26 protein-coding genes and 1 pseudogene are annotated in these 24,684 nt (G+C 62.3%); 13 read left to right on the forward strand and 14 right to left on the reverse strand.

Annotated elements, in window-relative coordinates; genetic code table 11:
- Positions 1-8: 8 nt before the first annotated feature.
- Complete coding sequence (locus NTD80_RS16560; RefSeq protein WP_201144077.1) at positions 9-1,319, reverse strand: ABC transporter substrate-binding protein; 1,311 nt, start codon at positions 1,317-1,319, stop codon at positions 9-11.
- A 210-nt stretch (positions 1,320-1,529) separates the two neighbouring features.
- Between NTD80_RS16560 and NTD80_RS16565 the strand changes: the two genes are divergently transcribed.
- From NTD80_RS16565 to NTD80_RS16575, 3 genes are all read left to right on the forward strand, one after another.
- Entirely contained in the window at positions 1,530-2,468 is a 939-nt protein-coding gene (locus NTD80_RS16565) for an AraC family transcriptional regulator (protein ID WP_106804327.1), read from the forward strand.
- Between the two features lie 155 nt (positions 2,469-2,623).
- Positions 2,624-3,571 (forward strand): nucleoside-specific channel-forming protein Tsx, encoded by a 948-nt coding sequence (locus tag NTD80_RS16570; RefSeq protein ID WP_065906007.1) that lies wholly within the window; start codon positions 2,624-2,626, stop codon positions 3,569-3,571.
- Between the two features lie 14 nt (positions 3,572-3,585).
- Complete coding sequence (locus NTD80_RS16575) at positions 3,586-4,614, forward strand: purine-nucleoside phosphorylase (protein WP_262134326.1); 1,029 nt, start codon at positions 3,586-3,588, stop codon at positions 4,612-4,614.
- Between the two features lie 559 nt (positions 4,615-5,173).
- Here the strand turns inward: NTD80_RS16575 and NTD80_RS16580 are convergent.
- From NTD80_RS16580 to NTD80_RS16590, 3 genes and pseudogenes are all read right to left on the reverse strand, one after another.
- Positions 5,174-6,133 (reverse strand): zinc-binding alcohol dehydrogenase family protein, encoded by a 960-nt coding sequence (locus NTD80_RS16580; RefSeq protein WP_120448243.1) that lies wholly within the window; start codon positions 6,131-6,133, stop codon positions 5,174-5,176.
- 27 nt (positions 6,134-6,160) lie between these two features.
- Positions 6,161-6,334, reverse strand: coding sequence for a DUF1427 family protein (locus NTD80_RS16585; RefSeq protein ID WP_074851542.1), 174 nt, complete (start codon positions 6,332-6,334; stop codon positions 6,161-6,163).
- 70 nt (positions 6,335-6,404) lie between these two features.
- Positions 6,405-7,189: pseudogene (locus NTD80_RS16590) on the reverse strand (AraC family transcriptional regulator).
- Positions 7,190-7,306: 117 nt separating this feature from the next.
- On the opposite strand from NTD80_RS16590, the gene NTD80_RS16595 reads away from it, so the two are divergent.
- Complete coding sequence (locus tag NTD80_RS16595) at positions 7,307-7,549, forward strand: DUF6555 family protein (RefSeq protein WP_065905999.1); 243 nt, start codon at positions 7,307-7,309, stop codon at positions 7,547-7,549.
- 14 nt (positions 7,550-7,563) lie between these two features.
- A complete protein-coding gene (locus tag NTD80_RS16600; protein ID WP_262134328.1) occupies positions 7,564-7,827 on the forward strand; it encodes a hypothetical protein in 264 nt (87 codons plus the stop codon).
- Positions 7,828-7,926: 99 nt separating this feature from the next.
- Here NTD80_RS16600 and NTD80_RS16605 read toward each other — a convergent pair whose 3' ends face one another.
- From NTD80_RS16605 to NTD80_RS16615, 3 genes are all read right to left on the reverse strand, one after another.
- Positions 7,927-8,097: a metallothionein gene (locus NTD80_RS16605; protein WP_016977247.1), complete on the reverse strand. Its 171-nt coding sequence runs from the start codon at positions 8,095-8,097 to the stop codon at positions 7,927-7,929.
- A gap of 89 nt (positions 8,098-8,186) precedes the next feature.
- The gene (locus NTD80_RS16610; protein ID WP_065905995.1) at positions 8,187-8,639 is read right to left on the reverse strand and encodes a DMT family transporter; all 453 of its coding nucleotides are present in this window, start codon (positions 8,637-8,639) and stop codon (positions 8,187-8,189) included.
- Positions 8,640-8,643: 4 nt separating this feature from the next.
- Positions 8,644-9,132, reverse strand: a complete 489-nt coding sequence (locus NTD80_RS16615) for a DMT family transporter (protein ID WP_262134329.1) — start codon at positions 9,130-9,132, stop codon at positions 8,644-8,646.
- 118 nt (positions 9,133-9,250) lie between these two features.
- On the opposite strand from NTD80_RS16615, the gene NTD80_RS16620 reads away from it, so the two are divergent.
- Positions 9,251-10,183: a LysR family transcriptional regulator gene (locus NTD80_RS16620; RefSeq protein WP_065905991.1), complete on the forward strand. Its 933-nt coding sequence runs from the start codon at positions 9,251-9,253 to the stop codon at positions 10,181-10,183.
- 269 nt (positions 10,184-10,452) lie between these two features.
- Here the strand turns inward: NTD80_RS16620 and NTD80_RS16625 are convergent, their stop codons facing one another.
- The 3 genes from NTD80_RS16625 to NTD80_RS16635 form a co-directional block, all read right to left on the reverse strand.
- Positions 10,453-11,772 (reverse strand): Nramp family divalent metal transporter, encoded by a 1,320-nt coding sequence (locus NTD80_RS16625; protein WP_065905989.1) that lies wholly within the window; start codon positions 11,770-11,772, stop codon positions 10,453-10,455.
- Between the two features lie 41 nt (positions 11,773-11,813).
- Entirely contained in the window at positions 11,814-13,367 is a 1,554-nt protein-coding gene (locus NTD80_RS16630; protein WP_262134331.1) for a DUF726 domain-containing protein, read from the reverse strand.
- Positions 13,368-13,470: 103 nt separating this feature from the next.
- Positions 13,471-14,268 (reverse strand): AraC family transcriptional regulator, encoded by a 798-nt coding sequence (locus NTD80_RS16635; RefSeq protein WP_262134332.1) that lies wholly within the window; start codon positions 14,266-14,268, stop codon positions 13,471-13,473.
- Positions 14,269-14,375: 107 nt separating this feature from the next.
- On the opposite strand from NTD80_RS16635, the gene NTD80_RS16640 reads away from it, so the two are divergent.
- The 5 genes from NTD80_RS16640 (at position 14,376) to NTD80_RS16660 (ending at position 19,591) form a co-directional block, all read left to right on the forward strand.
- Positions 14,376-15,161: a crotonase/enoyl-CoA hydratase family protein gene (locus tag NTD80_RS16640; RefSeq protein WP_065905983.1), complete on the forward strand. Its 786-nt coding sequence runs from the start codon at positions 14,376-14,378 to the stop codon at positions 15,159-15,161.
- 79 nt (positions 15,162-15,240) lie between these two features.
- The gene (locus NTD80_RS16645) at positions 15,241-16,200 is read left to right on the forward strand and encodes a diiron oxygenase (protein WP_262134333.1); all 960 of its coding nucleotides are present in this window, start codon (positions 15,241-15,243) and stop codon (positions 16,198-16,200) included.
- 46 nt (positions 16,201-16,246) lie between these two features.
- Entirely contained in the window at positions 16,247-18,151 is a 1,905-nt protein-coding gene (gene asnB / locus NTD80_RS16650) for an asparagine synthase (glutamine-hydrolyzing) (protein ID WP_262134334.1), read from the forward strand.
- A 53-nt stretch (positions 18,152-18,204) separates the two neighbouring features.
- Positions 18,205-19,107 (forward strand): EamA family transporter, encoded by a 903-nt coding sequence (locus tag NTD80_RS16655; protein ID WP_065905977.1) that lies wholly within the window; start codon positions 18,205-18,207, stop codon positions 19,105-19,107.
- Positions 19,108-19,189: 82 nt separating this feature from the next.
- A complete protein-coding gene (locus NTD80_RS16660) occupies positions 19,190-19,591 on the forward strand; it encodes a RidA family protein (protein ID WP_262134335.1) in 402 nt (133 codons plus the stop codon).
- On the opposite strand, the gene NTD80_RS16665 is transcribed toward NTD80_RS16660, so the two are convergent.
- The 3 genes from NTD80_RS16665 to NTD80_RS16675 form a co-directional block, all read right to left on the reverse strand.
- Positions 19,581-20,477: a LysR family transcriptional regulator gene (locus tag NTD80_RS16665; protein WP_262134336.1), complete on the reverse strand. Its 897-nt coding sequence runs from the start codon at positions 20,475-20,477 to the stop codon at positions 19,581-19,583. The genes NTD80_RS16660 and NTD80_RS16665 overlap by 11 nt on opposite strands.
- Before the next feature lie 64 nt (positions 20,478-20,541).
- A complete protein-coding gene (locus NTD80_RS16670) occupies positions 20,542-20,847 on the reverse strand; it encodes an XRE family transcriptional regulator (RefSeq protein WP_065905971.1) in 306 nt (101 codons plus the stop codon).
- Positions 20,840-21,205, reverse strand: a complete 366-nt coding sequence (locus tag NTD80_RS16675) for a type II toxin-antitoxin system RelE/ParE family toxin (RefSeq protein WP_213552489.1) — start codon at positions 21,203-21,205, stop codon at positions 20,840-20,842. Before NTD80_RS16675 ends, NTD80_RS16670 begins: the two co-directional genes overlap by 8 nt.
- A 246-nt stretch (positions 21,206-21,451) precedes the next feature.
- Here NTD80_RS16675 and NTD80_RS16680 point away from each other — a divergent pair, with 246 nt between their 5' ends.
- Both NTD80_RS16680 and NTD80_RS16685 read left to right on the forward strand, forming a co-directional pair.
- Complete coding sequence (locus tag NTD80_RS16680) at positions 21,452-23,260, forward strand: monovalent cation:proton antiporter-2 (CPA2) family protein (protein WP_262134337.1); 1,809 nt, start codon at positions 21,452-21,454, stop codon at positions 23,258-23,260.
- Between the two features lie 72 nt (positions 23,261-23,332).
- Positions 23,333-23,887, forward strand: a complete 555-nt coding sequence (locus tag NTD80_RS16685) for a hypothetical protein (protein WP_065905967.1) — start codon at positions 23,333-23,335, stop codon at positions 23,885-23,887.
- A gap of 66 nt (positions 23,888-23,953) precedes the next feature.
- Here NTD80_RS16685 and NTD80_RS16690 read toward each other — a convergent pair whose 3' ends face one another.
- On the reverse strand, positions 23,954-24,673 hold the full coding sequence (locus tag NTD80_RS16690) for an alpha/beta hydrolase (RefSeq protein ID WP_262134338.1): 720 nt from the start codon (positions 24,671-24,673) through the stop codon (positions 23,954-23,956).
- Positions 24,674-24,684 lie beyond the last annotated feature (11 nt).

Here is a 24,684-nt window from a genome sequence, read left to right on the forward strand (position 1 = left end):
TGTCAAAACTATTTCGGGTAGCCGGCACGTTTCATCTCGCGCTCGGTGGTGGACTGCGCCTGCTGCAACGCCTGGTCAACCGACATGCCGCCGGTGAGCGCCGCCGAGAACAGCTTGCCGACGGAGGTGCCGATGGCCTGGAACTCGGGGATGGTCACGTACTGGATGCCCACGTACGGCACGGGTTTGGCCGAGGGGTGCGCGGGGTCGGCGTGCTTCATCATCTCCAGGGTCACCTGGGCGAACGGTGCAGCCTTGAGGTACGCCGCGTTGTAGGTGGATTGGCGGGTGCCCGGCGGTACGTTGGTGATGCCTTCTTTATCCGCGACCAACTGGATGTACGCCTTCGACGTCGCCCAGGCGATAAATGCCTTGGCGGCGTCCTTGTGCTGGGAGGTGGCCGGGATCGCCAGCGACCAGGCGTAGAGCCACGAGGAGCCTTTGTCGGTGACTTCGGTGGGGGCAGCCGCGAAGCCGACGCTGTCGGCGACCTTGCTCTGGCTCTTGTCGGTGGTGAAGGAGCCGGCGACGCTGGCATCGACCCAGATCGCGCATTTGCCGCTATTGAACAGCGCCAGGGTTTCGTTGAAGCCGTTGCTGGACACGCCCGGCGGGCCGTATTGCTTGAGGGTGTTGACGTAGAAGTTGGCGGCGGCGGTCCATTCGGGGCTGGTCAGCTCGGGCTTCCACTGCTCATCGAACCAGCGCGCGCCAAAGGCATTGGCCATGGTGCTCAGCAGTGCGATGTTTTCACCCCAGCCGGCCTTGCCGCGCAGGCACATGCCGTATTGGCCTTGGTCCTTGGCTGTGAGCTTGGCGGCGAACTCGCCAAGCTGCGTCCAGGTCGGGTGCGCGGGCATGCTCAGGCCAGCCTGCTTGAACAGGTCGGTGCGGTAGTAGGTCACGGTGCTTTCGCCGTAGAACGGCAACGCATACAGGGTGTCGTTGACCGACAGGCCCTGGCGCACCGACGGGAAGATGTCGTCGGCATCGTAATCGGCCGGCAACTGGGTCAGCGGCTCCAGCCAGTGCTTGGCGCCCCACAGCGGCGTCTCATAGGTGCCAATGGTGAGCACGTCAAACTGCCCGCCTTGGGTGGCGATATCGGTGGTAAGACGCTGGCGCAGCACGTTTTCTTCCAGTACTACCCAGTTCAGCTGGATGTCCGGGTGTTGCTGCTCGAACACCTTGGACAGGCGCTGCATGCGGATCATGTCGCTATTGTTGACGGTGGCGATGGTGACGGTGTCGGCGGCCTGACTGGGCATTGCCACTGCCAGGCCGGAAAGCAGGAACAACGCGTGCGGGAGCTTGAACATGGCGGTTTCCACCTGTTGTTTTTGTTGTTGAGCGCCGATTACAGCAGCTTGGCCAGCCCCCCACAAACGCAGGGCGAATGCTCGGCTGATACTTTTTTAACCGCCGTTCCACGATCAAAAAAGTATCAGTGCCGGGCGAAACCAGGGGTAGCGCACGGCTTGCCAACCCGCGTATTTTGAGCCGATCCGACAAGTAAAAGAGGCATCACCATGCCCATCAGCCGCGCCCAACTGTTCGAACACCGCCCTGCCGAGCTTGAAGTGATCCTGCCTGAGCCGGACCACTGCTTTCGCTGGTTCGAACATGACTACCCCTACGACCTCGCGCGCTGGAATCACCACCCCGAATTTGAAATCCACCTGATCCGCCAGGGCAGCGGCAAGCTGGTGGCGGGCGACTATATCGGCGCGTTCGGTGCCGGGCATGTCGCGCTGATCGGCCCGGACCTGCCGCACGACTGGATCGGCGAGCTGGCTCCCGGCGAATACCTGAGCGGCCGCGACGTGGTGCTGCAATTTGACGGCGCCGCCCTCCTCGCCTTGCGCAAGACCCTACCCGAACTCGGCGACTTGCAGCCGCTATTCGAGCAAGCCCGGCGCGGCCTGGAGTTCACCGGCGCCACGGCGCTGCAGGCTGCCCGCCTGATGGAAGCCATCGGCAGCGCCCACGGCCTGCAGCGATTGATCCTGTTCCTGCAACTGCTCGACACCCTGAAAAACGCCCCGCCCCCACAGGTAAAGGCCTTGGCCAGCCCCTGCTACGCGCCGACCCTGGACGCACGCAGCGCCGAACGCATCAACAAGGCCTTCGACTACTTGATGACGGAGCTGACCGGCGACGTGCGCCTGTCGGTCATCGCGCAGCAGCTGGAGATGAGCGAACCGGGCTTCTCGCGCTTCTTCAAACGCAACACCGGCCACGGCTTTATCGACCTGATGCGTAAATTCCGCGTGCAACGCGCCTGTCGGTTGCTGCTGCAGAGTGAGATGTCGGTGGCAGATATCTGCTTTGAAGTGGGCTACGCCAACCTGTCCAACTTCAATCGGCATTTTCGCATCGAGATGAACCAGACGCCGAGTGAGTATCGGCGCGAAACCGCGATGCACCTGTTCAATCGCATCGAGAAAATGACACCCAGTCAATTTTGACCAAAAGGTCGATTAATCGCACTTTTTTCCATTCAACTCAACCCCTTGAACAAAGTTGGTACGCCACGTGCAAACGTTTGCGGAACGAACTTGCCAGCCAAGTTCACCACTACCCGCAGAATCGGGTTCCAACCGCGTACGAATAGGGATTTTCAATGCACCCCACCTCAAGGCCTCGTGCTTGCTTTGGTGTTTCCTTGCTACTGGCTGCCGTTACGGGAGTACTCAGTGCACCCATTTTGGCGCAGCAAAAACCCGTGGATGACTCGGCACAGGGCGAAACCCTCAGCCCCGAAGCCAGCCCGGCTAAAAAAGGCGTGTATTGGTCGGACTGGTTCAACCAGGACCTGACCTTGATCGGCAGCAAAGACATCAGCTTCGGCCCCAAGCCGCAGGACGACGTGTACCTGGAATACGAGTACTTCGGCCGCAAGGGGCCTTTCGAGCTGTACGGCTACATCGACGTGCCGAAGATCCTCACCATCGGTAACAGTAATGACAAAGGCGTGTGGGACCATGGCTCGCCGGTGTTCATGGAGCATGAGCCGCGTATTTCCATCGACTACCTGGCGGGGCGCAGCCTGGCCATCGGCCCGTTCAAGGAATGGTACGTGGCGTTCGACTGGATCTACGACCACGGCAGCAACAAGGACAACCGCGCCAACACCCTGTACAGCGGCCTCGGCACCGACATCGACACCCACTCGCGGGTCAACCTGTCGGCGAACTTCTACGGGCGTTACCAGTGGGAAAACTACGGCGCCAGCAATGAATATTCCTGGGATGGCTACCGCGCGCAGATGAAGTACATCGTGCCCATCAGCAGTTTCGACAACGGTGCCTCGCTGACCTACATAGGCTTCACCAACTACGATTTCGGCTCGGACCTGCACAAGGACAACCCGGCACGCACCGCCAATTCCCTGGTGGCAACCAACGTGCTGCTGTACTCGTTCACGCACCTGCGCTTCACCCTGGTCGGTCGTTACTTTCATAACGGCGGCAACTGGGAGGATGGCAGCGAGCTGAACTTTGGCGAGGGCAACTTCCGCGCCCGCTCCGACGGCTGGGGTTACTACGCCGGCGTGGGCTATCAATTCTGATCAAGGAGCATTCGATGAAAGCGTTTACCCGTCTGTCACTGGCCATCGGCCTGGCGCTGCTGCCCCACGTGGTGCTGGCTGATACACCGGCGCCGATCAAGCCCAAGGTGATGCTGATCACCATGTTCGCCCCCGAGGCGCAAACCTGGATCGACCGCCTGGCGCTCAAGCAGGAAGTGCGCGTGCCGGGCCTGTCGGCCGAATACCCGGTGATCCGCTGCAACACCGAGGACGTCTGCCTGCTGGTCACCGGCATGGGCCAGACCAACGCCGCCGCGTCCACCCTGGCACTGGCCCTGTCGCCCAAGTTCGACCTGCGCCAGAGCTATTTCCTGATCGCCGGAATCGCCGGCATCAGCCCCAAGCACGGCACCCTCGGCACGGCGGCGTGGGCGCATTACCTGGTGGAATTCGGTACCCAGTGGGAGCTGGACTCGCGGGATGCGCCCAAGGACTGGCCAACCGGCTATATCGGCATCAACACCAAGGGGCCCAACGAGAAACCACCGTTGGACTACAAGACCGAAGTGTTTGAGCTGAACCCGAAGCTGCAAGCCAAGGCGTTTGCGCTGTCACAAAAAGTCGAGCTCACGGAAAGCAAGGAATCCAGCGCCTGGCGCAAACACTACCCCGCCGCGCCAGCCAACCAGCCGCCGCAGGTCACCCGCTGCGACACCCTGGCGGGTAACACCTGGTTCTCCGGCACGCGCCTGGGCGAGCGCGCCGAAGTCTGGACCCAGTTGCTCACGGACAATAAAGGCGAGTACTGCACCACCCAGCAGGAGGACAACTCCACCTACGAGGCCCTGCTGCGCGCCAGTCGCGAAGGGTTGGTGGATATCCAGCGCCTGGCGGTGGTGCGTGCCGGTTCCGATTTCGACCGCCCTTATCCGGGCTACAGCGAAGTGGACAACCTGCTGAAGTACGCCGATCAAGGCGGTTTTGTACCGGCGCTGGAGAACCTGTACCGCACGGGCAACCCGCTGGTGCAAGCGATCCTGAAGAACTGGTCGGCGTGGGAAAAAGGCGTCCCCGAAGCCTGACGAGCGTTGACTTGTGGGGGGCTGGCTTGCCTGCGGTGGCGGTGGGTCAGCCAGCTTCGCCGCTACTGGTCCACCGCCTTCGCGGGCAAGCCCGCTCCCACAGTGAAGCTGCGCCAGACACGGGACTCAGGCCTGCACTTGATCAGTGTGGGAGCTGGCTTGCCTGCGAAGGCGGTGGGTCAGCCAGCTTCGCCGCTACTGACACTCCGCTTTCGCGGGCAAGCCCGCTCCCCCAGTGAAGCTGCGCCAGACACGGGACTCAGGCCTGCACTCGATCAGTGTGGGAGCTGGCTTGCCTGCGAAGGCGGTGGGTCAGCCAGCTTCGCCGCTACTGATCCACCGCCTTCGCGGGCAAGCCCGCTCCCACAGTGGAACTGCGCCAGACACGGGATTCAAGCCTGCACCCGATCAGTGTGGGAGCTGGCTTGCCTGCGATGGCGGTGGGTCTGCCAACTTCACCGCTACTGATCCACCGCCTTCGCGGGCAAGCCCGCTCCCACAGTGGAGCTGCGCCAGACACGGGACTCAGGCCTGCACTCATCCCCCTTTTTTTAGCGTGTCAGGGCAGGAGGATGATCTTGTCTGCACTGCCCTGGTTCACGTCTTGATAGCACTGCACACCGTCGGCCAGCGCCACTTCGCGCAGGCCGGTGGGCAGCGGCAGCAGGCCTTCGTCGAAGAAGCGTCCGAACTGCTCGAGCATCACCGCGCATTGCTCGCAGTTGTAGAGCAACGAATTGATCCCCACTACCGAGCCACCCTTGCGGTACAGGGCCAGGGCCGGCAATTGCACGTGGCCGTCCACCGGCGCGGCGATGATCGCGATGCGACCGAATGGCGCCAGGCCCGCCACGGCCGCCGGCAACCAGAAACCGGTGGTGTCGAAAATCACATCGGCACCGCCCTTGAACACCGCGTTCACCTGCGCGCCCAGCTCGTCCGGCGTGCCCAGGGCAATCGCGTCAACACCTTGCGCCTGCAACACCTCGACCTGCTCGACCTTGCGCACCGCCGCCAGCACCTGGGCCCCGCGAATTTTCGCCAAGGCCAACGCTGCGCTGCCGACCGCACCATTGGCGCCGATCACCAGCAGCCGCGTGCCTTTGCCGACACCGCTGCGTTCCAGGGCGTCCCAGGCGGTGGTGTACGGCACGCCAAGGCTTGCGGCCTGGGCAAAACTCAAGTGGCTGGGTTTATGCGCCACGCCCTTGGCGGACACGGTGAGGTACTCGGCGTGGGAACCATCGGCGAAAAAACCCAGGTCGCGTCCGGTGCCCCACACGGCCTGACCGACCAGCGCCTGCGGCCCCTGCACCACCACACCGGCAAAATCGCGGCCCGGAATGCGCGGCAAGGTGGTGTAGGGGAAGCGGCCGAGCACGTTTTTTACATCGCTGGGGTTCAGGCCCGCGGCCTTGATCTGGACCAGAACTTCACCGGCCGCCGGTACCGGGGTGGCGACGTCGACGAAACCCAGGGCGTTAAGATCGCCGGTGGCGGAAAACTGCAGTGCTTTCATGACGCAATCCTTAGGAGGGAAAGAAAATCAGGACAACCAACCGCTGACCAGCTGCCGCCCCATGGGCCAGAGCTGCTCGCCGAGCAGCATGCCCATCAGGCCCACCAGGGCGATGGCCGGCGGCGCGGGCGAGCGGAAATCCAGCGCGCCGTAAATCACGCCGACAAACAGGCCGATGGCGAGGGAGATCAGGTAGTTCATGGGGGCTGCGCCTCAGGGGGTTGATAGGCTCAGTGTAGAGAGCCCATTTCTGAAGCATCGGCCAAGTGCTTCAGGATTTCGGCCAACCCCTCAGCCGACGTATTGCGAAGGCGCTACACCGAGTTCGCGGCGAAACATGTCGCTGAAACTGCTCGGCGAGTACCCAAGCGAACGTGCGATCGCACTGACAGACTGGCCCTGGATCAACTCCGCCACCGCCGTGGCCAGCTGCACCTGGCGGCGCCACTCGGCAAAGCCCATGCCCAGGTTGTGCTGGAACAGCCGCGCCAAAGTGCGCACGCTGGCACCGGCCGTGTCCGCATGCTGCTCGAAGGGGATTTCCAGGGACGGCTCGGCCATCACCGATTGGCACGCGTTGATCAGGCGTCGGTCGGCCTCGACCGGCATGGCGATGCGGATCTGCGAGCGACGCGCCCGTTGCAGCTCCAGCAGCGCCAGGCCGACCACCGCGTCGTAATACGCGGCGTCACCGCTGTCGCCCTGCTCCACCAGCGCGACGATCAGCTCACGCAGCAGCCCGCCAACCTCAATCACCTGAACCTGGCTGTCCAGCGTCGCCGCCAATGATGGACGCAGGTAGATATTGCGCATCTGCAGGTCCGACACCACCCGGATCCCGTGCTCCACCCCAGGCGGCAACCACACGGCACGCTGGGGCGGCACCACCAGGGCTTCGCGAGGGGTCTCGACCCACATCACGCCGCTCATGGCGTAGAGCAATTGTCCCCAGTCGTGACTGTGCGGCTCCACGTACAACCCACGCGGGTAAGTACGCGCCAACGGCTGCACGGGGACGGCGTGATCACTGAGGTCGGGGGGCGCAGCCAGGGCCATGGGGAGCACATCAATCAAGGGTGAGTCGCCATGGTAATGACCACCGCTCGACAATCCGAGTGAATTTTTAGCGCCCACGAGGATCACTTGCTTTACACCACCAGGGTTGATGGGCCAATGAATAACGCAAAACTGTTCGTGATCGACTACAGCCTCCATGGCGAGCCGAAGTCATTCATCATCCGCCTGGAAAAGCTCGACACCCTGGAAGCCTGGCATTGGGCAAGCTGTGATGCCGGCGTGGGCCGTATCGGCCGTTTCGCCCGTGAGCAGGTCAAGAAGACCAGCCGGGAGCAGGCCGAGAAGTTCGGCATTACCAACGTGCAATGGCGCCGCTCGGATGCGCGCGCTCAGGCTTGATCAGGGAGAAAACCATGGATTCAATCAATGGCAGGGCGCGCATTGATTACACCCGCGACACTTTGTTCGGGCCGCTGGCCAAACAGGCCGAGTGTCAGGTGAGCTTGCAACACTCGCCAGGCTGGCTGGTGCTGAAGGTTTTCCAGCCATTGCCGGATGATCTGCATGACGCGCAAACCGTGGTATTTGCGCTGGAGGGCCGCCGTACCAGCGGCGTGGTGAAAGACCGTCAACGCCTGCCCGATCATAGCCTGCGGCTCGAACTCGAACGCCAGTGACCGCAGAAACTGCGTAGGAGCCGGCAAGCCGGCGATGGCGAACTCAAGATTCGTGCAGTCCTTGGGGGCGCATCGCCGGCAAGCCGGCTCCTACGGGGGTTAGCCTTTAGCCGACTTGGCGCATTCGCAGCCAGTGGCCGCCGCACACGGCTCGCCATGAGCATGATGCTCGGCACAGCCCTGGCAGCAATAGCCCTTGCCGTCCTTCATTACCGCATCAGCTCCCAGCACACACTTGCAGTGTGGGCAGGCACAGGTTTTATCGGGCATGGTCAGACTCCTTCTTCATGGTCGTCCCGGTGCGGCGAGCGCCGGCACCTTAAGCAGTGACTGCGGCCCGCCGTCGATGGTTCAAACCATCAGTCGGTGCGCGTATTGCTGCGGTACATGAACACCAACGCCAGGGCCAGACACGCCATTGCAACGATCCGGGCGCCCGACAATTCGATCGCCGGGTTGCCCAGCCAGCCGAAGTTGTCGATCAGCATGCCCATGCCCAGTTGGCCGAGGATCACCGCAACGGTGGCGACCGCCGTACCGACCACCGGCACCGCGCCGACCATCACCATCATGTACACCACACCGAACAGCGCGCCGGTCAGTTGCCATTTAGGCACGTCCAACAAGGTCACGGGATAGGCCGGTTCGAAGAACAGAATCATCAGCGCGGTAACAATCGCCCCGACCACAAAGGTCACCAGGCTGCCGCGCAATACACCCACCGCCTGGCCCAGGCGACCATTGATCGCCGCCTGCACGCTCAACACCGCCCCTGCGGCAATCACCAGTACCAATAACAGAATCAGATTCATCGCCTTAACCTCGTGCAATCAAAACAAGTGCCACCACAATCAACGCCAGGGCAATCCAGCGCTCGCCATTCACGCGCTTGCGCGCCGTGCCGAACCAGCCGAAATGGTCGATCAGCACGCTCTTGCCGACCTGGCCCGACAGAATCGCGATCATGGTCATGGCAATCCCGATATGCGGCGTGGCCAGGGTCAGCACCACCACGTACATCGGCCCCAGGAAGCCGCCGATCAATTGCCAACGCGGCAACTCGGACAGGGCCGGGCCCTTTTGCGGGCCGCTGAACAACAGCAGCAAATACAGGATCGCCGAGCCGACGCCGAAGATGCTCAAGGTTGCCCACAAATGCCCGACTTGCACGCCCAGCGGCCCGAGCAGGCCGGCTTCGACCGACAGCCCCATACCGGCCAGGATCACCAACGGCAACAACAGCAGCCGCAGGAGGTTTTTTTTCGACTTGGCTTGCGCCACGCCCTCGATAGAACTTGCTTGCATACATCACCTGCACATCAACAAAGGATTGGATGACGCGCATTATCCGGTGGTCGTCCTGTGCGATAAATGGGAGCATACGGACAACACCTTTGCGCATTACGCACAACCTGGAGGCATGATGCAGGGCTTGAATGAATTGAGTTTCAAGGCGCTACGCCTGTTCGTCGCGGTGCTGGACCATGGCAGCTTTTCGGAAGTGGCACGCCGCGAGAGCCTGGCACCCTCCTCGATTTCCCGGCAGATCCAACTGATGGAACAGGCCCTCGGCCAGCAATTGCTCTATCGCCACACCCGCGCGGTCAGCCCTACCGAGGCCGGGCGTTTGCTGGGACGCCACGCGCGCTTGATGCTGGAACAACTCGAAGCCGCCGGCCAAGCACTGCAGGAGCAGGAAAGCGAACCCAGCGGCCTGGTGCGCATCAACGCGCCGATGGTCTTTGGCCAGCGCCACCTGGCACCGTGGCTGGGCGAGTTGTGCCGGCGCTACCCGAAGCTGCAACTGGATATCCAGCAGACCGACACCTACGTCGACCCGCTGCAAGACGGCACCGACCTGATGTTTCGCATCGGCGTGCTCAACGACTCCAGCATGCAGGCACGCATCTTTGCCCCGCAGCGCTTTCGCCTTGCCGCCAGCCCCGCCTACCTGGCCCTGCATGGCACGCCCACCCACCCTGACGAACTGATCGACCACCAGTGCCTGGCCTACAAGGGCATCACCGGCCAGCAACGATGGTTCTTCCGCAAGGGCCAGGGCGACTGGAAGCCCTACAGCGTCAAGGGCCCGATCACCGGTAACCACGCCGACACCCTCACCCACGCTGCCGAGCAAGGCCTGGGCCTGGTGGTGTTTCCCTCCTGGTTGATCGGCGAAGGCCTGCGCGCCGGCACGCTGCAGGCGGTGCTGACGGACTATGAGGTGGCGACCACCCTGGAGCCCCAGCAGATCGCCGCGTTGTGGCCGGGGAGCCGGCGGTTGTCGCTGAAGGTGCGCACGGTGATCGATTACTTCGTGGAGTGTTTTGGCAGCGTGCCGTATTGGGATCGGTGAGGCGGGTTGAGTGTGCAGGACGTCGCTGCTGCGGATTTTTCCCACCCAATGAGGTAGGCCCGTTCTGTTTTTTCGGGCCAGCATTTTCCAGCACGGCAGGCTCGGGCAGACTCCCAGCAGATCTTTTTTTTGGGGAAACGCCATGGAAGTCGTGCATTACAAGAAGGTGCGGTCTGAACGGGCCATTGCAGCCAGCGGACCCACAGGTTGCCCAATACACGTCCCTGGCAATCCTGGTTTAAATCATCCCAATGGCCCCGCAGGCTTGATCAAAACACCCACTGGCCAATCAACCACGCATTCGCCCCGCTGATCACCGCAAACAGAAACCACGCCAGCATCCTGGTCGGCAGCCGATTGACGAACGGTCCCATCAGTTGCTTGTCGCCGGTCATGCGAATCAGCGGGTACAGCGCAAATGGCAACTGCAGGCTGAGCACCACCTGGCTGAGGATCAGCAATTTGCCGATGGCGTCGTCGCCCATCAGCCATACGCCCAGGAACGCCGGGATCAGCGCCAGTCCACGGGTTATCAAGCGACGTTGCCAGCAAGGGATGCGCAGGTTGAGATAGCCCTCCATGATCACTTGCCCGGCGATGGTGCCGGTGAAGGTCGAGCTTTGCCCAGACGCCAGCAAGGCGACGCCGAACAGGATGCTGGCGAAGGCACCGCCCACCAGTGGGTCCAGCAGGTGATAGGCGTCCTGGATCTCGACCACATCGGTGTGCCCGGTTTTGTGGAAGGCCGCGGCGGCGAGGATCAGGATCGCCGCATTGACCAGCAACGCCAGGGCCAGCGAGCCGATGGTATCGATCCGGGCCAGCTTCACCGCGTCCTGTTTGCTGGCGAGGTCTTTGCCGATCAGCCGGGTTTGTACGATCGAGCTGTGCAGGTACAGGTTGTGCGGCATCACCGTGGCCCCCAGGATGCCGATGGCCAGGTACAACGGCGCGGCGTCGCTGATGGCCGACAATGAGGGCGTGAAGCCGCTGAACACGTCGGGCCAGTAAGGCTTGATCAGCACCAGCTCGATGAAGAAACACACGCCAATGGTCGCCACCAACGCCAGCATGATCGCTTCCAGGCGGCGAAAGCCCCGGTTTTGCAGGGCGAGGATCAGCAAGGTATCAAAGGCAGTGATGACGATGCCGGTTGTCAGTGAAACCCCCAGCAGCAAGTGAAACGCCAGGGCACAGCCAAGCACTTCGGCGAGGTCGGTGGCGATGATCGAGACTTCCGCCAGCAGCCACTGGGTGCGTGCCGAACGCGGGCTGTAGCGCTCGCGGCACAGTTGCGCCAGGTCCTTGCCGGTGGCGATGCCCAGCCGCGAGCACAGGCACTGCACCGCCATCCCGGCGAGGCTGGCCAGCAGCACCACGAACAACAAGTTGTAGCCGTAGCGCGACCCGGCCTCGATGGCCGTGGCCCAGTTGCCCGGGTCCATGTAGCCGATGGAGATCAGCAGCCCGGGGCCGGCAAACATGAGGATGCGCTTGAAGAACGACGCGTTGGGATCAACGGCAACGGAGCCGGCCACTTCCGGTGGGCAGAATGGAGCGGTAGCGATTTTCGGCAGGCTGAATTTCACGCGGTATCCCAGGCAAACACACAAGACAAGGGCGCAGCTTATCAGTCGGATGCGACCGTGCGCATCACCGTGTCCCGAGGCAGGTCAAACGTTTCGACCACCTGCACCACCAGGTCGATCTCCTGGTTCAGCGCTTCACGCTCCATGCGTTGGCGAATCAGCCCGACCACCAGCACCGCCAGGGTGGTGATCGAATACGCCGGGCCGGAAAACGCACGCACCCCGCTCACCAACAGCATGGCGGCGGCCAAGGCCTGGCCCACCACCGGGATCGCCGTGGCGCCCCCCCGGCGCAGGATAAACCCGGTCAATCCGGCCAGTGCCGTCCCGCTCAACGCCGCCGTGGCCGAGCGGCCGACATCGAAACGGCTGAACACGCCCTGCTCCTTCTGCGCTGCCGCCTTGAGTTCAGCGTCGAACACTTGGCGGTCGGCCGTGCTCAGCTTGGCCTTGTACTGCTCGATCAGTTTTTCCGCGACTCGTGCTTCGACATCAGCCAAAGCCACCGTCTCCAGTGGCTCATCGAACTTGATCCCCAGGCGCTGCGCGACATCTTCGGCGATCTGGCGGTAATTCACGCCATGGCCACGGGCCAGGTTCATGAAGCTGTCGCCGCCCATGCGCTGCAACTCGATGGCCAGCTTCAGCGGCTCGCGTACCGTGGCATCGATCGAGGCACTGCGTTTTTGCGCCATCAACTCGGCGAGGAACTTCACTTCTTCCGGCCGCGCCTGCACCAGGGCCGGGAACAGGTCTGCGTCCTCCTCGGCAAAGCGCACCTCGCTGCTGCGCTGGTCGGCGCGGATCATGCCGCGCCGCTCCTGCAACAGGTCGGTGTACTGCACCACGGTCTGCAACTGCGGCCAGTAGGCGGCGTGATCGAAGCTGGCCAGGTGCACATTGGTGACCTTGGCCTTGAGCGCCGGAGTTACCGGGATCGCGTAACGACCAATGCAGCGCTCGGTGTCGGGCTTCATCGCCAGGGCCCAGTCCTTGCTCGAGTGACAGTTGATCACCCGTCCCTTGAGCGGCGCCGAGACCTCGTCCCACGGGCTCGACGTACAGATCGCGCCGCCCATCAGCAGCAGGTTGTCCAACGGCAGCTCGCGAGCGGTTTCGGGGTTGGCCAACACACTCTTGACCAGAATGCGCGCGCCCAGGGAGTGGCCGATCAGGTTGATACGCCGCACTTGCAGCGCTTCCCCGTGCAGGTAACCGGCGAGTTCCGGCAGCAGGCTCCTGGCCACTTCGTCGACCCGGGCCTCGACACTTTTGTAGTGGTCGAGGAAATAGGCAATCGCCTTGCCCACCCCCACCGTCGCCGCGCCGAGGCTGCCACCGCCAAGCATCGCGGTGATCACGTCCTTGAACGGCGCAAACAGGTTTTCCAGGAAATGCCCCGCCGGCCAGAACAGCATCAGGTTGGTCGAGCCTTCGATCGCCGCCAACTGTTGCTTGAAATTGCCCAGTTGTTGCTGATTGAAGAACGCCGAATAACCGTGGACATAGAGATTGAGCACCTCCCCCTGCGGCTCGCCACACAACACGAACGTGGGCTTGCGAGTGCGGTGCATTTCATCCCACTGGTGCTGCATGGGGCGGTGACTCCGGGTGACAAGGGACGGCGATAGTAACAAAGGGTGAGACTCAACGCCGTACCGCTGGGGGGAAAGGCACCAGGTTAGCGCCCTCCTCCTTTCAGAACATCGACGCCGCCTTGGATTTGGCCAGGTAGCGCGCCGGTGAATCCCCCAGGTTGCGGCGAAATACCGAAGTGAACGCGCTGGAACTGCTGAAACCCAGCTCAAAGGCCACATCGGTGATCGACGAGCCGTGACTGAGCCGCGCCGTGGCCTCCAGCAGGCAGACCTGCTGGCGCCACGATACAAAGGTCATGCCAGTGCACTCCCGGAAGTTACGCGTAAAGGTGCGCCGGCTCATGCTCGACCAATCGGCCATTTCGCCGATGGAGATTTTCTGCGTCGGCGCTTCGAGAAACCGCTGACAAGAACGGGACAGCCGCGATTCGGAGGGCAACGGGGCGCTGAGCGGCAGCTCGGGCATGGCGCCGATCTCATCGATCAACAGGGTCAGCACGCAGCGGTCCCTGACACTCGGCGACGCCGACGGCCCGATGGCCAACGCCGCTTCCAGCAAATGCCGCAGCAGCGGCGACACCCCGAACACCTGGCAGTAATTCTGCAAACCGGCACGCTCGGCCGCATCGTCGTCCAGGTAGGTGTTGAGCATCACCACATCGCCGCGCATGTGCATCTCATGCGCCACCCCGCCCGGCACCCAGATCGCCCGTTGCGGCGGGACCACCCAGTTACCCAGGTCGGTGAACATCTTCAGCGCCCCCGTCGAGGCATAGGCGAACTGTCCCCGACGATGGGTGTGGCGTGGAAACACCGTGCCGGACGGGTACTCCCGCAGCGTCACCACCGCTTCGGGGCTGTCGAGTTCGTAAGGGGAAAAAGTGAAGGTCGGCGGCATGGCCCGATTTTGTCAAAGTATGACCTGACATAGCAAGCGGGCCATTACTCTGCCACCTAGAATCGTTGCTCCCCAAGTTGGGTTCATATCGAAGGGATACTCGGAAAATGACGATCAAAAACTACTTGGACGTACGAGTAGATGGCGCGGTTTTGATGGTGGGACTCAACCGCCCGCAGAAGCGCAACGCCATGTCTCTCGAGGTCATGCATGAACTGCGCGAGACCTTCAGCAACCTGCCTGAAGGCATTGGTGCCGCCGTGCTCTACAGCACCAGCCAGCACTTCTGCACGGGGCTGGACCTGTCGGAAATCCGCGACCAATCGGTAATCGACAACGTCCAGGCCTTCCGTGAGTGGCATAAAACCTTTGAACTGATCCAGTTCGGCAAAGTGCCGGTCGTGGCCGCCATTACCGGTGCGGCCATCGGCGGCGGCCTGGAAATCGCCACGGCCTGCAGTATTCGCGTGGTCGATGACAGCGCGTTCTTCTCGCTGCCCGAAGCCATGCGCGGCCTGTATGTGGGCGTCGGCGCCTCGGTGCGCTTCCCGCGCATCGCCGGCATCGCCCTGATGACCGACATGATGCTCACCGGCCGCACGCTCTACGCCAAGGAAAGCTACGAGCGCGGCGTGGCGCAGTACCTGGTCCCGGTCGGCCAGGCGGTGCTCAAGGCGACTGAACTGGCGCACAAGATCGCCGGCAACTTGCCCATGACCAACTACGCGGTCACCCACGTGCTGCCACGCATCGTGGATCAGAGCCAGCAGGACGGCCTGATGACAGAAGCCTTGATTGCTGCAGTGGTGTCCTCCGACACCCGCACACAGGATCGCCTGGCGGATTTCCTGGATCGCAAGAAGGACAAGATCCAGACCGCCCCGGCGGTGTAACTCGCGGTCGTGAATGTTGCCGAGCTTAATCGGCAAACCATGGATGGCCTTCACAATTCACTATCAACCCGGTGAAACCATGTTTCAGCACAGCACTCAAGACGATCTTTATCGCAGCAATGACGCCGCCGATGAACGATTGATCAAAATCGAACGCAGCTGGCACAAACGCGCACAGATCAAGCTCGATTCCCAACGCCCGGATATCCAGCTCGACCTGCAGGCCCCGGACTTTCTCGAGGCCCTGTTACCTTTCGCCCATGACCCGCACTACCAGCACTACCCCCACGCGCTGAAACTGCTGATCCTGTCGGCGGGCTGGGTGATCTACAACCAGAAAACCATCGCCATCGAAACCGAGATCATCTGCCCGTCCTGCATCGACCTGCTGCAACTGGGCTCGCGCCTGAGCTCAGCGAGCGCCGCGACCATTTCCGAAACCCTGGCGGATGAGGCCTACCACACGCTGTTCTCGATCAACATGTGTGAATTGGCGATTACCCAGCGCGGCATGCGCATCAAATGGCCGGAGCTGGAATTGACCCGCCACTTGAGCCAGGCCCAGGCCACGATGTCCGAGGCGGACTTCAAGATCTACCGCCTGGCCTTCTCGCTGGTGTCGGAGACCTTCATCAGCGACTACCTGGCCGACCTCAGCGACGCACCCGAGATCCAACCGGTGTTCCGTCACGTCGTGGCCCTGCACAAAAAAGACGAGCTGGTGCACAAGCACATCTTCCCGCTGTTCGTGCAGCAGGTGGTCGGCGACTTCACCGCGCAACAAACCACCTTGTTTACCCGCGGCATCGCCAACTCGATCCGTATTTTCCCGATGCGCGAGATTTCCGCGTGGCGAATCATCCTGCCGCAACTGCTCGAAGTGTTCGGCGATCGCTCGCTGCTGCTGCCCACCCAATTCATCGAGACCGGTGAAGCGGACTACTCGGCCATGCCCGAGATCCTCAATTCGATTGGCATACACCCAGCCTCGGTGCTGCCTGAGTTGCAGTTGATGCCGGAACCGGTAACCACCGTTTGAACACCAGCGTGCCGCTGACCAATACAAATTCAATAGAGTAAATCTTATGTGTGGATACATTGGCGTCTTTGCCAAACACCCTCGTGCGTTCAACCCGAACATGTTCGATGCAGCCCTGCGCGCCATCCATCATCGTGGCCCGGACAGCTCCAGCCAATGGTTCGACCCCAAGGGCCAGGCCGCTTTCGGGTATGTGCGCCTGGGCCTGGTCGGGCTGGGCAATGGCACCCAGCCGATCGTCGCCGATGAAGGCGACCTGGTGATGATGGTCAACGGCGAGTTCTATGACTATCAGCGCATTCGCGCAGAGCTGGAGGGTTACGGTTGCCGCTTCAAGACCTCCTCCGACAGCGAAATCGCCATGCACCTGTACCGCCGCCACGGCGTGCGCGGGCTCAAGCAACTGCGCGGCGAGTTCACCATCCTGATCTTCGATCGCCTGCGCAGAAAGCTGTTTGCCGTGCGTGACCGGGTCGGCGTCAAGCCGCTGTACTACACCGAGCATGAAGGCGCCTGGTACTTCGCCTCCGAAATCAAGGCGCTGCTGGCAGCCGGTGTGCCGGCGCAGTGGGACCACGAAGCCTACGCCAGCCGTGGCTTTATCCTGCGCGACCGCACGCTGTTCAACAATATTCGCAGCGTCAAGCCGGGTTGCTGGATCATCGCCGACGAAAGCGGCCTGCAGACCGAGCAGTACTGGGACTGGGACTTCCCCGACGCGCAGGACACCGAGCAGCGCAGTGAAGCCGAGATCATCGACACGCTGCGCAGCACCATCGAGGAGTCCGTACGCCTGCGCCTGCATGCCGACGTACCGGTCGGCGTCTGCCTGAGCGGCGGGCTGGACTCCTCGGCAATGCTGGGCATCGCCACCGAGCTGACCGGCCAGCCCCTGCAGGCCTTCCACTTGTCCTTCGAAGGCGAGCAGGCCTACGACGAACGCCAATACGCCGAAGTGGCTGCCCGGCATAACCGCGCCCACCTCAATGTGTTGTCCGTGAACTCCTCCGACATGGCGGACAACTTCGAAAACGCGCTGTGGCACGCCGAGATGCCGTTCGCCAACGCCCACAGCGTGGCCAAGTACCTGCTGTGCAAGTTCGTGCAGGGCCAGGGCATGCGCGCGGTGCTGACCGGCGAAGGCGCCGACGAAGTCTTCGGCGGCTATCCGCACTACCGCCGCGACATGCTGCTGTACAACCACGAACACCAGGACCCGGCGGTGATCGCCGAACTCACCCGACGCCTGCACAGCAGCGAAGATCGCTACCTGCCCGGCGGCAAGAATGGCGTGAAGTGGGTGCAGGACGAACTCGGCCACGGCGTGTCGTGGCTGCAGACCCAGTCCGCGTTGTTCGGCCCGCTGGCACAGCTGTACACCGATGAGTTCCGCGAGCGTTTCTGCGACGTGGATGCCTATCGCCAGTTCTACGACCGCCTGAGCCCCCGCGCGCTCGAAGGCTGGGAGCCGGTCAACCGCTCGCTGTACATGGTCGCCAAATCCAGCCTGCCGAACGTGGTCCTCACCTCCCTGGGCGACCGCATGGAAATGGCCGGCAGCCTCGAAGGCCGCCCGCCGCTACTGGACCACCAAGTGATCGAAGCCGCCTGCCGCCTGCCGGTGAACATGAAAGTGCGCGGCGCCACCGAGAAATACGCGCTGCGCGAAGCCATGCGCCCGTATGTGCCGCAGGCGGTGCTGGATCGCAAGAAACAGTATTTCCGCGCGCCGCCGGCGTCCGAAAGCCCGCAGTCGAAGCTGTTCGAAATGATCCACGACGTCCTGAGCGGCCCGGCCTTGAGCAACGTACCGTTCTTCGATCCGCGTAAAGTGCGCGCCTTGCTGGCTACACTGCCCAGCCTGTCGCCGGCCCAACGTGCTTCGGCCGACAACCTGCTGATGGAAATGGCCGGGCTGTGCCTGATGCAACAACGCTTCGCCCTGAACTGATTTGCACGCGGCGCACCGTGATTGCGGTGTGCCGCCTGACCCAAGGAGGGTCCATGCTGAAAAAACATTTGTCACTCGCCGTTCTCGTCACCCTGGTCTGGGGGGTGAACTTCCCTATCACTAAACTGGGCCTGCGCTCGATCGATCCGTTTGTGCTCACGGGCATCCGCTTCGCCCTCGCCGCCTTGCCGCTGGTGTTCTTCATCAAGCGCCCGGCCGTGAAGTTCAGCTATGTGGCCGCCTACGGCTTTATTTTCGGGCTGGGCATGTGGGGCGTGATCAACTACGGGATCCAGGTGGGCGTGAGCCCCGGCATTGCCTCATTGATCATTCAGCTCAGCGTGTTTTTCACCATGGGTTGGGGCTTTGTGTTGTTCAAGGAAAAAATCCGTGGCGCGCAGATGCTCGGTGCACTCCTGGCCCTGATCGGCCTGGCGGGGATCATCTCCACCCAGGAGGGCAACCACGCGGTACTCGGGGTTATGCTGATCGTGCTCAGCGCGGTGGCCTGGAGCGTGGGCAACGTGATCATCAAGAAATCCGGGGTCAAGGAGATCTTCTCGTTCATGGTGTGGGCCAGCCTGATCCCACCGATCCCGCTGTTTCTCACGGCCTGGCTGATGCACGGCAGTGCGCCGTTCGAAAGCCTGCAGGCGAGCCTCGACCTGACGGCGATCCTGTCCATCCTGTTCCAGGTCTACCTGGCCACGCACTTCGCCTACTGGGGCTGGAACTCGCTGCTCAAGCTATACCCGGTGTCCACCGTGGCGCCGCTGTCGTTGCTGATTCCGGTGTTCGGGATCACCAGTTCGATGCTGATTATCGGCGAGCGTATTTCCACGCCGAACCTGATTTCGATCGGCATCATCATCGCCGGGCTGGCCGTGGGGCTGTATCGCAAGCCAGCGAACCTTGCACCTGTAGAGCCGCAGCCGATTGTGCATATGGATAGATAGTCATGGCATGAATTCGGGATTTTGTTCGCCCATCCAGTGCTCTAGCCTGGGTCCGGTCTTGTACTGAACCCAAGGAAACACCATGAGCACGCCCGAATTCTTTGTCACCCCAGGCTATGGCGACTACCTGCGCGAGCACCTGCACTACTCGCAAGCGGTAAAGGTCGGCAATCGCGTGGAAACCTCCGGCCAGGGCGGCTGGGACGATGAATTGCAGATCCCCGCCGACCTGGGCGAGGAAATCGCCCAGGCGTTTCACAACCTGGAGCGCACCCTGGCCACCGCCGGTGCCAGTTGGGAGCACGTGATCCACGTCAACTCCTACCACGTCGGCGGTTTCCCGCCCGAAGTCAACGAGGCGATGGTCAAGCGCTACCGCCAGTACATGCCCAACCATGCGCCGATCTGGACGCAACTGGGCGTCGAAGCGCTGGGCTTGCCGACCATGCGCGTGGAAATCCGCGTGACCGCGATCATTCCCTGACCCCGAACGTACCAATCACCCAATCGGCGAATACCTTGAGCCGCGCGCTCTGGTGCCGGTTGGGCGGGTAAAGAATATGCAGCGGTGTGGCCGGGCGTGACCAGTGCGGCAACACGCTGACCAGTTCGCCGGTGTCCACGTAGTGCTGCACGATTGCCTTGAAATGCTGCCCGACGCCCAGGCCGGCGAGCAGCATTTCCTTGAGGCCGTTGCCCTCGTTGGTGGAAAACGCGCAGTTTTCCACCTCGATGCGCGTGTCGCCCTGCTCGAAAATCAACGGCTCCGGCTTGCCCGAGCCAGCGAAGAAATAGCCGACGTTGTGGTGATGTTGCGCCAGGTCCTGCGGGGACACCGGTACACCTCGGCGCTCCAGATAAGCCGGCGCAGCGCAGGTGAGGTACTCAAGGTCCGTGACCTTGCGACCGATCATCGCCATGTCCTCCAGCTTGCCGGCGCGGATCACGCAATCAACCCCCTCCCCCACGATATTCACTGAGCGATCACTGATGCCCAGGGCAACCGTGATATCGGGATACTCGCGGTGAAAATCCACCAGCGCCGGAATCAACAGGCAATTGGCGAACGACGCCGGTGCGTCTACCCGTAAATGCCCGCTGGGCTTGAGGGTTTGCCCGCGCACGGCGCTGTCCACTTCATCCAGCTCTGCCACCAGGCGCCGGGCATGGCGGTAATACTCCAGCCCTTCGGACGTCGGCGCCAGCGCGCGCGTGGTGCGGTGCATCAACTTGATGCCCAGGTGCATTTCCAGGTCGTTGATCAACTTGCTGGCGGTGGAGCGCGGCAATCCCAACTGGTCGGACGCACGGCTGAAGGAGCCGGTTTCGACCACACGGACGAAGGCGCGCATGGCGAGAAGCTGATTCACGAGAGCGACACTTTAACGCATACCCGGCGCATGCCTTGGCGATTGCCAAACACCCTGCTGGACTTCAGCACGCGAAGTTTTCGATCTTGACCTGGCCGTCGGGAAACGTCGCGATAATTTCCAACTCGCCGCCCATCGCGCGGATGTAGTCACGCAACGTGCTGATGTACATGTCGGTGCGCCTTTCCATTTTGGAGACGGCGGCCTGGTTGATATTCAATATTTTCGCCAGGCTTTCCTGGCTCAACTGCTGAGCCTTGCGCAGTTCGTGCAGCGGCATTTCCTTGAGGTGTTGCTCAAGCAACTGCTCGGCTTCGGCACGCGCCTGCGGCGTCATGCGAGCTTGGAGTTCGGCGAATTTCTTAGCCACGGTTACGGCCCTCTTTACGCAATATTTCTAAATGCACGTCATACAGCTTTTCTGCCACGGCGACGTGCGTTTCATACCATCGATGTTGCCCGGTCTTATCACCGCCCATCAGTAACAACGCACATCGTCGCGGATCAAACGCGTACAACACCCTATAAGGCCGCCCCGCGTGCTGGATGCGCAGTTCTCGCAAGTTGCCGTGCCGAGAGCCCCTGATGTCGCTGCTGTGGGGAAAACTCAAACCCGGACCGAAGAGGCCCAGCAGATCAACGCTGGCCGACACCGAAACCTGCTCTTTTTCACCCAGATGTTCCCACCAGGCCCCGAATTCATCCGTGTATTCAATTTCCCAGCTCATGCAAATATGCCATCCAAGGAATATAAACTCAAGAGACTGAAAACTAGTAGATAAACTGGATGAGCTGCCACCCGCCGACCTCGGGAAATTGTTTGTACATCCTTCCTGCGTAGCGGCGGAATAGTGCTTGCGCAATAGAAATGGCGCCCCATGCACGGTAGCTCGCTGCAAAAACACAATTATCGAAATGTAAAAAGCGCTCTAATACCCGCCTGTTGACTGGTTTTGAAGATCCTGGAGTTCGCAATGCCCCATGAAGGCAACCTGTTACAAGCAGCCGTGGTGTTCCTGCTCGCCGCCGTGCTGACCGTGCCCCTGGCCAAACGCCTGCAACTGGGTGCGGTCCTGGGCTATCTGTTTGCCGGTGTGATCATCGGCCCCTCCGTGCTGGGTTTGGTCGGCAATCCGCAAAGCGTGGCGCAGTTCTCGGAGCTGGGCGTGGTACTGCTGCTGTTTATTATTGGCCTGGAGTTGTCGCCCAAGCGTTTGTGGGTGATGCGCAAGGCGGTGTTCGGGGTTGGCCTGGCCCAGGTGCTGTTGACCGGCCTGGTAATGGGGGCCGTGGCGTTGTGGCTGTTTGGCCAGCCCTGGAACAGCGCGATCGTGCTGGGCCTGGGCCTCGCGCTGTCGTCCACCGCGTTTGGCCTGCAGAGCCTGGCCGAGCGCAAGGAGCTGAACCAGCCCCACGGGCGCCTGGCGTTTGCCATCCTGTTGTTCCAGGACATTGCCGCGATCCCGCTGATCGCCATGGTGCCGCTGCTGGCCGGCAGCGATCATCCGACCACCGAGGCCCAGGGCCTGCAACACGTGCTGCAGATCCTCGGCAGCATCGCCGTGGTGATCATCGGCGGCCGCTACCTGTTGCGGCCGGTGTTTCGCATCGTCGCCAAGACCGGCCTGCGTGAAGTCTCCACCGCCACCGCGTTGCTGGTGGTGATCGGCACCGCCTGGTTGATGGAACTGGTGGGCGTGTCCATGGCCCTCGGCGCGTTCCTCGCCGGCCTGCTGCTGGCGGACTCGGAGTACCGTCACGAACTCGAATCGCAGATCGAGCCGTTCAAGGGCCTGCTGCTCGGGCTGTTTTTCATCAGCGTGGGCATGGGCGCCAACCTCAGCCTGTTGCTCAGCTCGCCGCTGGTGGTGATCGGCCTGACGCTGCTGCTGATCGGTCTGAAGCTGCCGCTGCTCTACGCCGTGGGCCGCATGGTCGGTGAACTCAACCGCGAAAGCGCGCTGCGCCTGGGCGTGGTGCTGGCGGCAGGCGGGGAATTCGCCTTCGTGGTGTTCAAGATCGGTCGCGATCAGGGCCTGTTCGAACCGCACCTGTACGACATCCTGGTGCTGACCATCACCCTGTCCATGGCCGTGACGCCGCTGCTGCTGTTGGTGTGCCCGAAGCTGTTCAAGCCCAAGGTCAAGCCGGTGGAAGTGCCCGAGGAATACCGCACCATCGAAAGCGATGCACCGCGCGTGGTGATCGCCGGCATGGGCCGCATGGGGCAGATCGTGGCGCGGATCCTGCGTGCGCAGAACATCTCGTTCATCGCCCTCGACACTTCGGTGGAAACCATCGAGCTGACCCGCAGTTTCGGCGGCATGCCGGTGTTCTATGGCGACCCGCAACGCCCGGAAATCCTGCATGCGGCCAAGGTCGACCAGGCGGAATTCTTCGTGATCGCCATGGACGACCCGGAGATCAACATCAAGACCGCCGAGCTGGTGCGCAGCCTCTACCCGCACATGAAGATCATCGCCCGCGCGCGTAACCGCCAGCACGTGCACCGCCTGGTGGACTTGGATGCCTCGCCGGTGCGCGAGACCTTCTACTCCAGCCTGGAAATGAGCCGCCGTACCCTGGTGGGCCTGGGCTTGAGCCAGGCCCAGGCGGATGCGCGCATCACCCGTTTCAAAAATCACGACTTGCAAGTCCTCGCCGCCCAACACGCGGTGTACGACGATGCGGCCAAGGTCATGCAGACCGCCCAGGAAGCCCGTGCAGAACTGGCGCGACTGTTTGAGATGGATCGGCTCGAGGAGGAGTCCGACAAGGTGTAAGGCTTCGGATGAACGATATTGCGAAATTTCTGACAGAATATGCCGCAATTTCGTTCATCCCTGGAGCGCTTCATGGCCACTTTCACCAAGACCGCCGTCCTGCTGGCCCTTGCGCTTACCGCCGGCAGCGCCTTCGCTGCTGCCAAGCCTGCCACGCAAACCCTCTCCACCCTGGGCGGTAAGTTCACTTTCAGCCTGCCCAAGGCCTACGTCGCCGACACCCTGCCGGCCGGCAAGGCCGAAGATGGCACCGCCGACACCCAAGGCACGATGTACGCCAACCAGACCACGAAAAGCGTGGTGATCGTCGCCGAAACCGTGCGTAACGACGGGGTTACCATCCAGGACAACGACACGCAGTTCCTCGACGGCGCCGTGGCCGGCTTCGTCAAGGACCAGACCGCTGCACTGCCCGACTTCAAGAAACTCAGCGAGAAGAAACTCACGTTCAAGGGCCTGGGGTTGCGCCAGGTGGACAGCACCGCCACCCAGGGCGGCGGCAAGACCTTGAACTCCACTTTCCTCGGCGGTTCGGGCAACCATTTGCTGGTGATCCAGGCCATCTCGCGGGCCGATGATGTGAAGGGGCATGCGGAGTTGGTGAAGCAGATCACCGGCGGCAAGTGAGCCGATCTTCCTGACGCCACCAACAAATGTGGGAGCTGGCCAGCCAGCGCCCACACTTAGCCAACGTCAGTTCAGGCTTTTTTCCAGCCAAGCCTTCAGGTCCTGCACCTCCGCCTCGCTGATGGTATGCGGCATGCCCGGATAGCCATGAAACTCCGGCGTCAGCCCCAACCCCGTCAGCACCTCATTCGCGCGCGTCGCCGACGTATACGGCAGCGCCTGGTCCAGGGTGCCGTGGCCGATAAAGATCGCCAGCTGTTTCAGGCGCTCATCGGGCTTCAGCTCGGCCTTGAGCACCGGCAACACGCTGCCACTCAACGCCGCAATCCCACGCACCAACGCAGGCTTACGCAAGCCCACCTCGTAGGACATGATCGCACCCTGGCTGAAACCGACCAGGAACACCCGGTCACTCTGGGTGTGGTATTTGGCGGTGGCCTGGGTCACGAAGTCTTCGAGCAGTGTGGCGCTGCGCTGCAAATCAGCGGTTTCGCCGTTGTACTCGCCGTCGCCCGGGGTCTTGGTAAACCAGCGAAAGCCATGCGGGTCGACCGGCATCGGCGCACGGGCCGACAGGTAGGTCCAAGTGGAGGGCAGCGCGTCCTTGATGCCGAACAGATCCTCCTCGTTGCTGCCGAACCCGTGCAGGAAAATCACCAGTGGCTGGTTGCGGGCATCGCCCTGGGTCTGTTCCAGGTATGAAAGCGGCAAATCGGTGTGCAGGCTGGTATCGGCCTGGGCGGTACCGGCCACCAGGGCCAGCGCCAGGGCAAACACTTTGAGCATGGGACGTTACC

Source organism: Pseudomonas sp. 13B_2.1_Bac1, from assembly GCF_025466155.1.
Taxonomy (GTDB): Bacteria; Pseudomonadota; Gammaproteobacteria; order Pseudomonadales; family Pseudomonadaceae; genus Aquipseudomonas; species Aquipseudomonas aylmerensis.

What these genes read in the sequence shown, in the direction of transcription:
- NTD80_RS16565 (WP_106804327.1), top strand. Translation starts at nt 1,530, where the DNA reads ATGCCCATCAGCCGCGCCCAACTGTTCGAACACCGCCCTGCCGAGCTT.
- NTD80_RS16675 (WP_213552489.1), bottom strand. Translation starts at nt 21,205, where the DNA reads ATGAGCTGGGAAATTGAATACACGGATGAATTCGGGGCCTGGTGGGAA.
- NTD80_RS16570 (WP_065906007.1), top strand. Translation starts at nt 2,624, where the DNA reads ATGCACCCCACCTCAAGGCCTCGTGCTTGCTTTGGTGTTTCCTTGCTA.
- NTD80_RS16620 (WP_065905991.1), top strand. Translation starts at nt 9,251, where the DNA reads ATGCAGGGCTTGAATGAATTGAGTTTCAAGGCGCTACGCCTGTTCGTC.
- NTD80_RS16685 (WP_065905967.1), top strand. Translation starts at nt 23,333, where the DNA reads ATGGCCACTTTCACCAAGACCGCCGTCCTGCTGGCCCTTGCGCTTACC.
- NTD80_RS16640 (WP_065905983.1), top strand. Translation starts at nt 14,376, where the DNA reads ATGACGATCAAAAACTACTTGGACGTACGAGTAGATGGCGCGGTTTTG.
- NTD80_RS16580 (WP_120448243.1), bottom strand. Translation starts at nt 6,133, where the DNA reads ATGAAAGCACTGCAGTTTTCCGCCACCGGCGATCTTAACGCCCTGGGT.
- asnB (WP_262134334.1), top strand. Translation starts at nt 16,247, where the DNA reads ATGTGTGGATACATTGGCGTCTTTGCCAAACACCCTCGTGCGTTCAAC.
- NTD80_RS16645 (WP_262134333.1), top strand. Translation starts at nt 15,241, where the DNA reads ATGTTTCAGCACAGCACTCAAGACGATCTTTATCGCAGCAATGACGCC.
- NTD80_RS16605 (WP_016977247.1), bottom strand. Translation starts at nt 8,097, where the DNA reads ATGCCCGATAAAACCTGTGCCTGCCCACACTGCAAGTGTGTGCTGGGA.
- NTD80_RS16575 (WP_262134326.1), top strand. Translation starts at nt 3,586, where the DNA reads ATGAAAGCGTTTACCCGTCTGTCACTGGCCATCGGCCTGGCGCTGCTG.
- NTD80_RS16680 (WP_262134337.1), top strand. Translation starts at nt 21,452, where the DNA reads ATGCCCCATGAAGGCAACCTGTTACAAGCAGCCGTGGTGTTCCTGCTC.
- NTD80_RS16690 (WP_262134338.1), bottom strand. Translation starts at nt 24,673, where the DNA reads ATGCTCAAAGTGTTTGCCCTGGCGCTGGCCCTGGTGGCCGGTACCGCC.
- NTD80_RS16630 (WP_262134331.1), bottom strand. Translation starts at nt 13,367, where the DNA reads ATGCAGCACCAGTGGGATGAAATGCACCGCACTCGCAAGCCCACGTTC.
- NTD80_RS16595 (WP_065905999.1), top strand. Translation starts at nt 7,307, where the DNA reads ATGAATAACGCAAAACTGTTCGTGATCGACTACAGCCTCCATGGCGAG.
- NTD80_RS16600 (WP_262134328.1), top strand. Translation starts at nt 7,564, where the DNA reads ATGGATTCAATCAATGGCAGGGCGCGCATTGATTACACCCGCGACACT.
- NTD80_RS16560 (WP_201144077.1), bottom strand. Translation starts at nt 1,319, where the DNA reads ATGTTCAAGCTCCCGCACGCGTTGTTCCTGCTTTCCGGCCTGGCAGTG.
- NTD80_RS16655 (WP_065905977.1), top strand. Translation starts at nt 18,205, where the DNA reads ATGCTGAAAAAACATTTGTCACTCGCCGTTCTCGTCACCCTGGTCTGG.
- NTD80_RS16660 (WP_262134335.1), top strand. Translation starts at nt 19,190, where the DNA reads ATGAGCACGCCCGAATTCTTTGTCACCCCAGGCTATGGCGACTACCTG.
- NTD80_RS16585 (WP_074851542.1), bottom strand. Translation starts at nt 6,334, where the DNA reads ATGAACTACCTGATCTCCCTCGCCATCGGCCTGTTTGTCGGCGTGATT.
- NTD80_RS16635 (WP_262134332.1), bottom strand. Translation starts at nt 14,268, where the DNA reads ATGCCGCCGACCTTCACTTTTTCCCCTTACGAACTCGACAGCCCCGAA.
- NTD80_RS16610 (WP_065905995.1), bottom strand. Translation starts at nt 8,639, where the DNA reads ATGAATCTGATTCTGTTATTGGTACTGGTGATTGCCGCAGGGGCGGTG.
- NTD80_RS16615 (WP_262134329.1), bottom strand. Translation starts at nt 9,132, where the DNA reads ATGCAAGCAAGTTCTATCGAGGGCGTGGCGCAAGCCAAGTCGAAAAAA.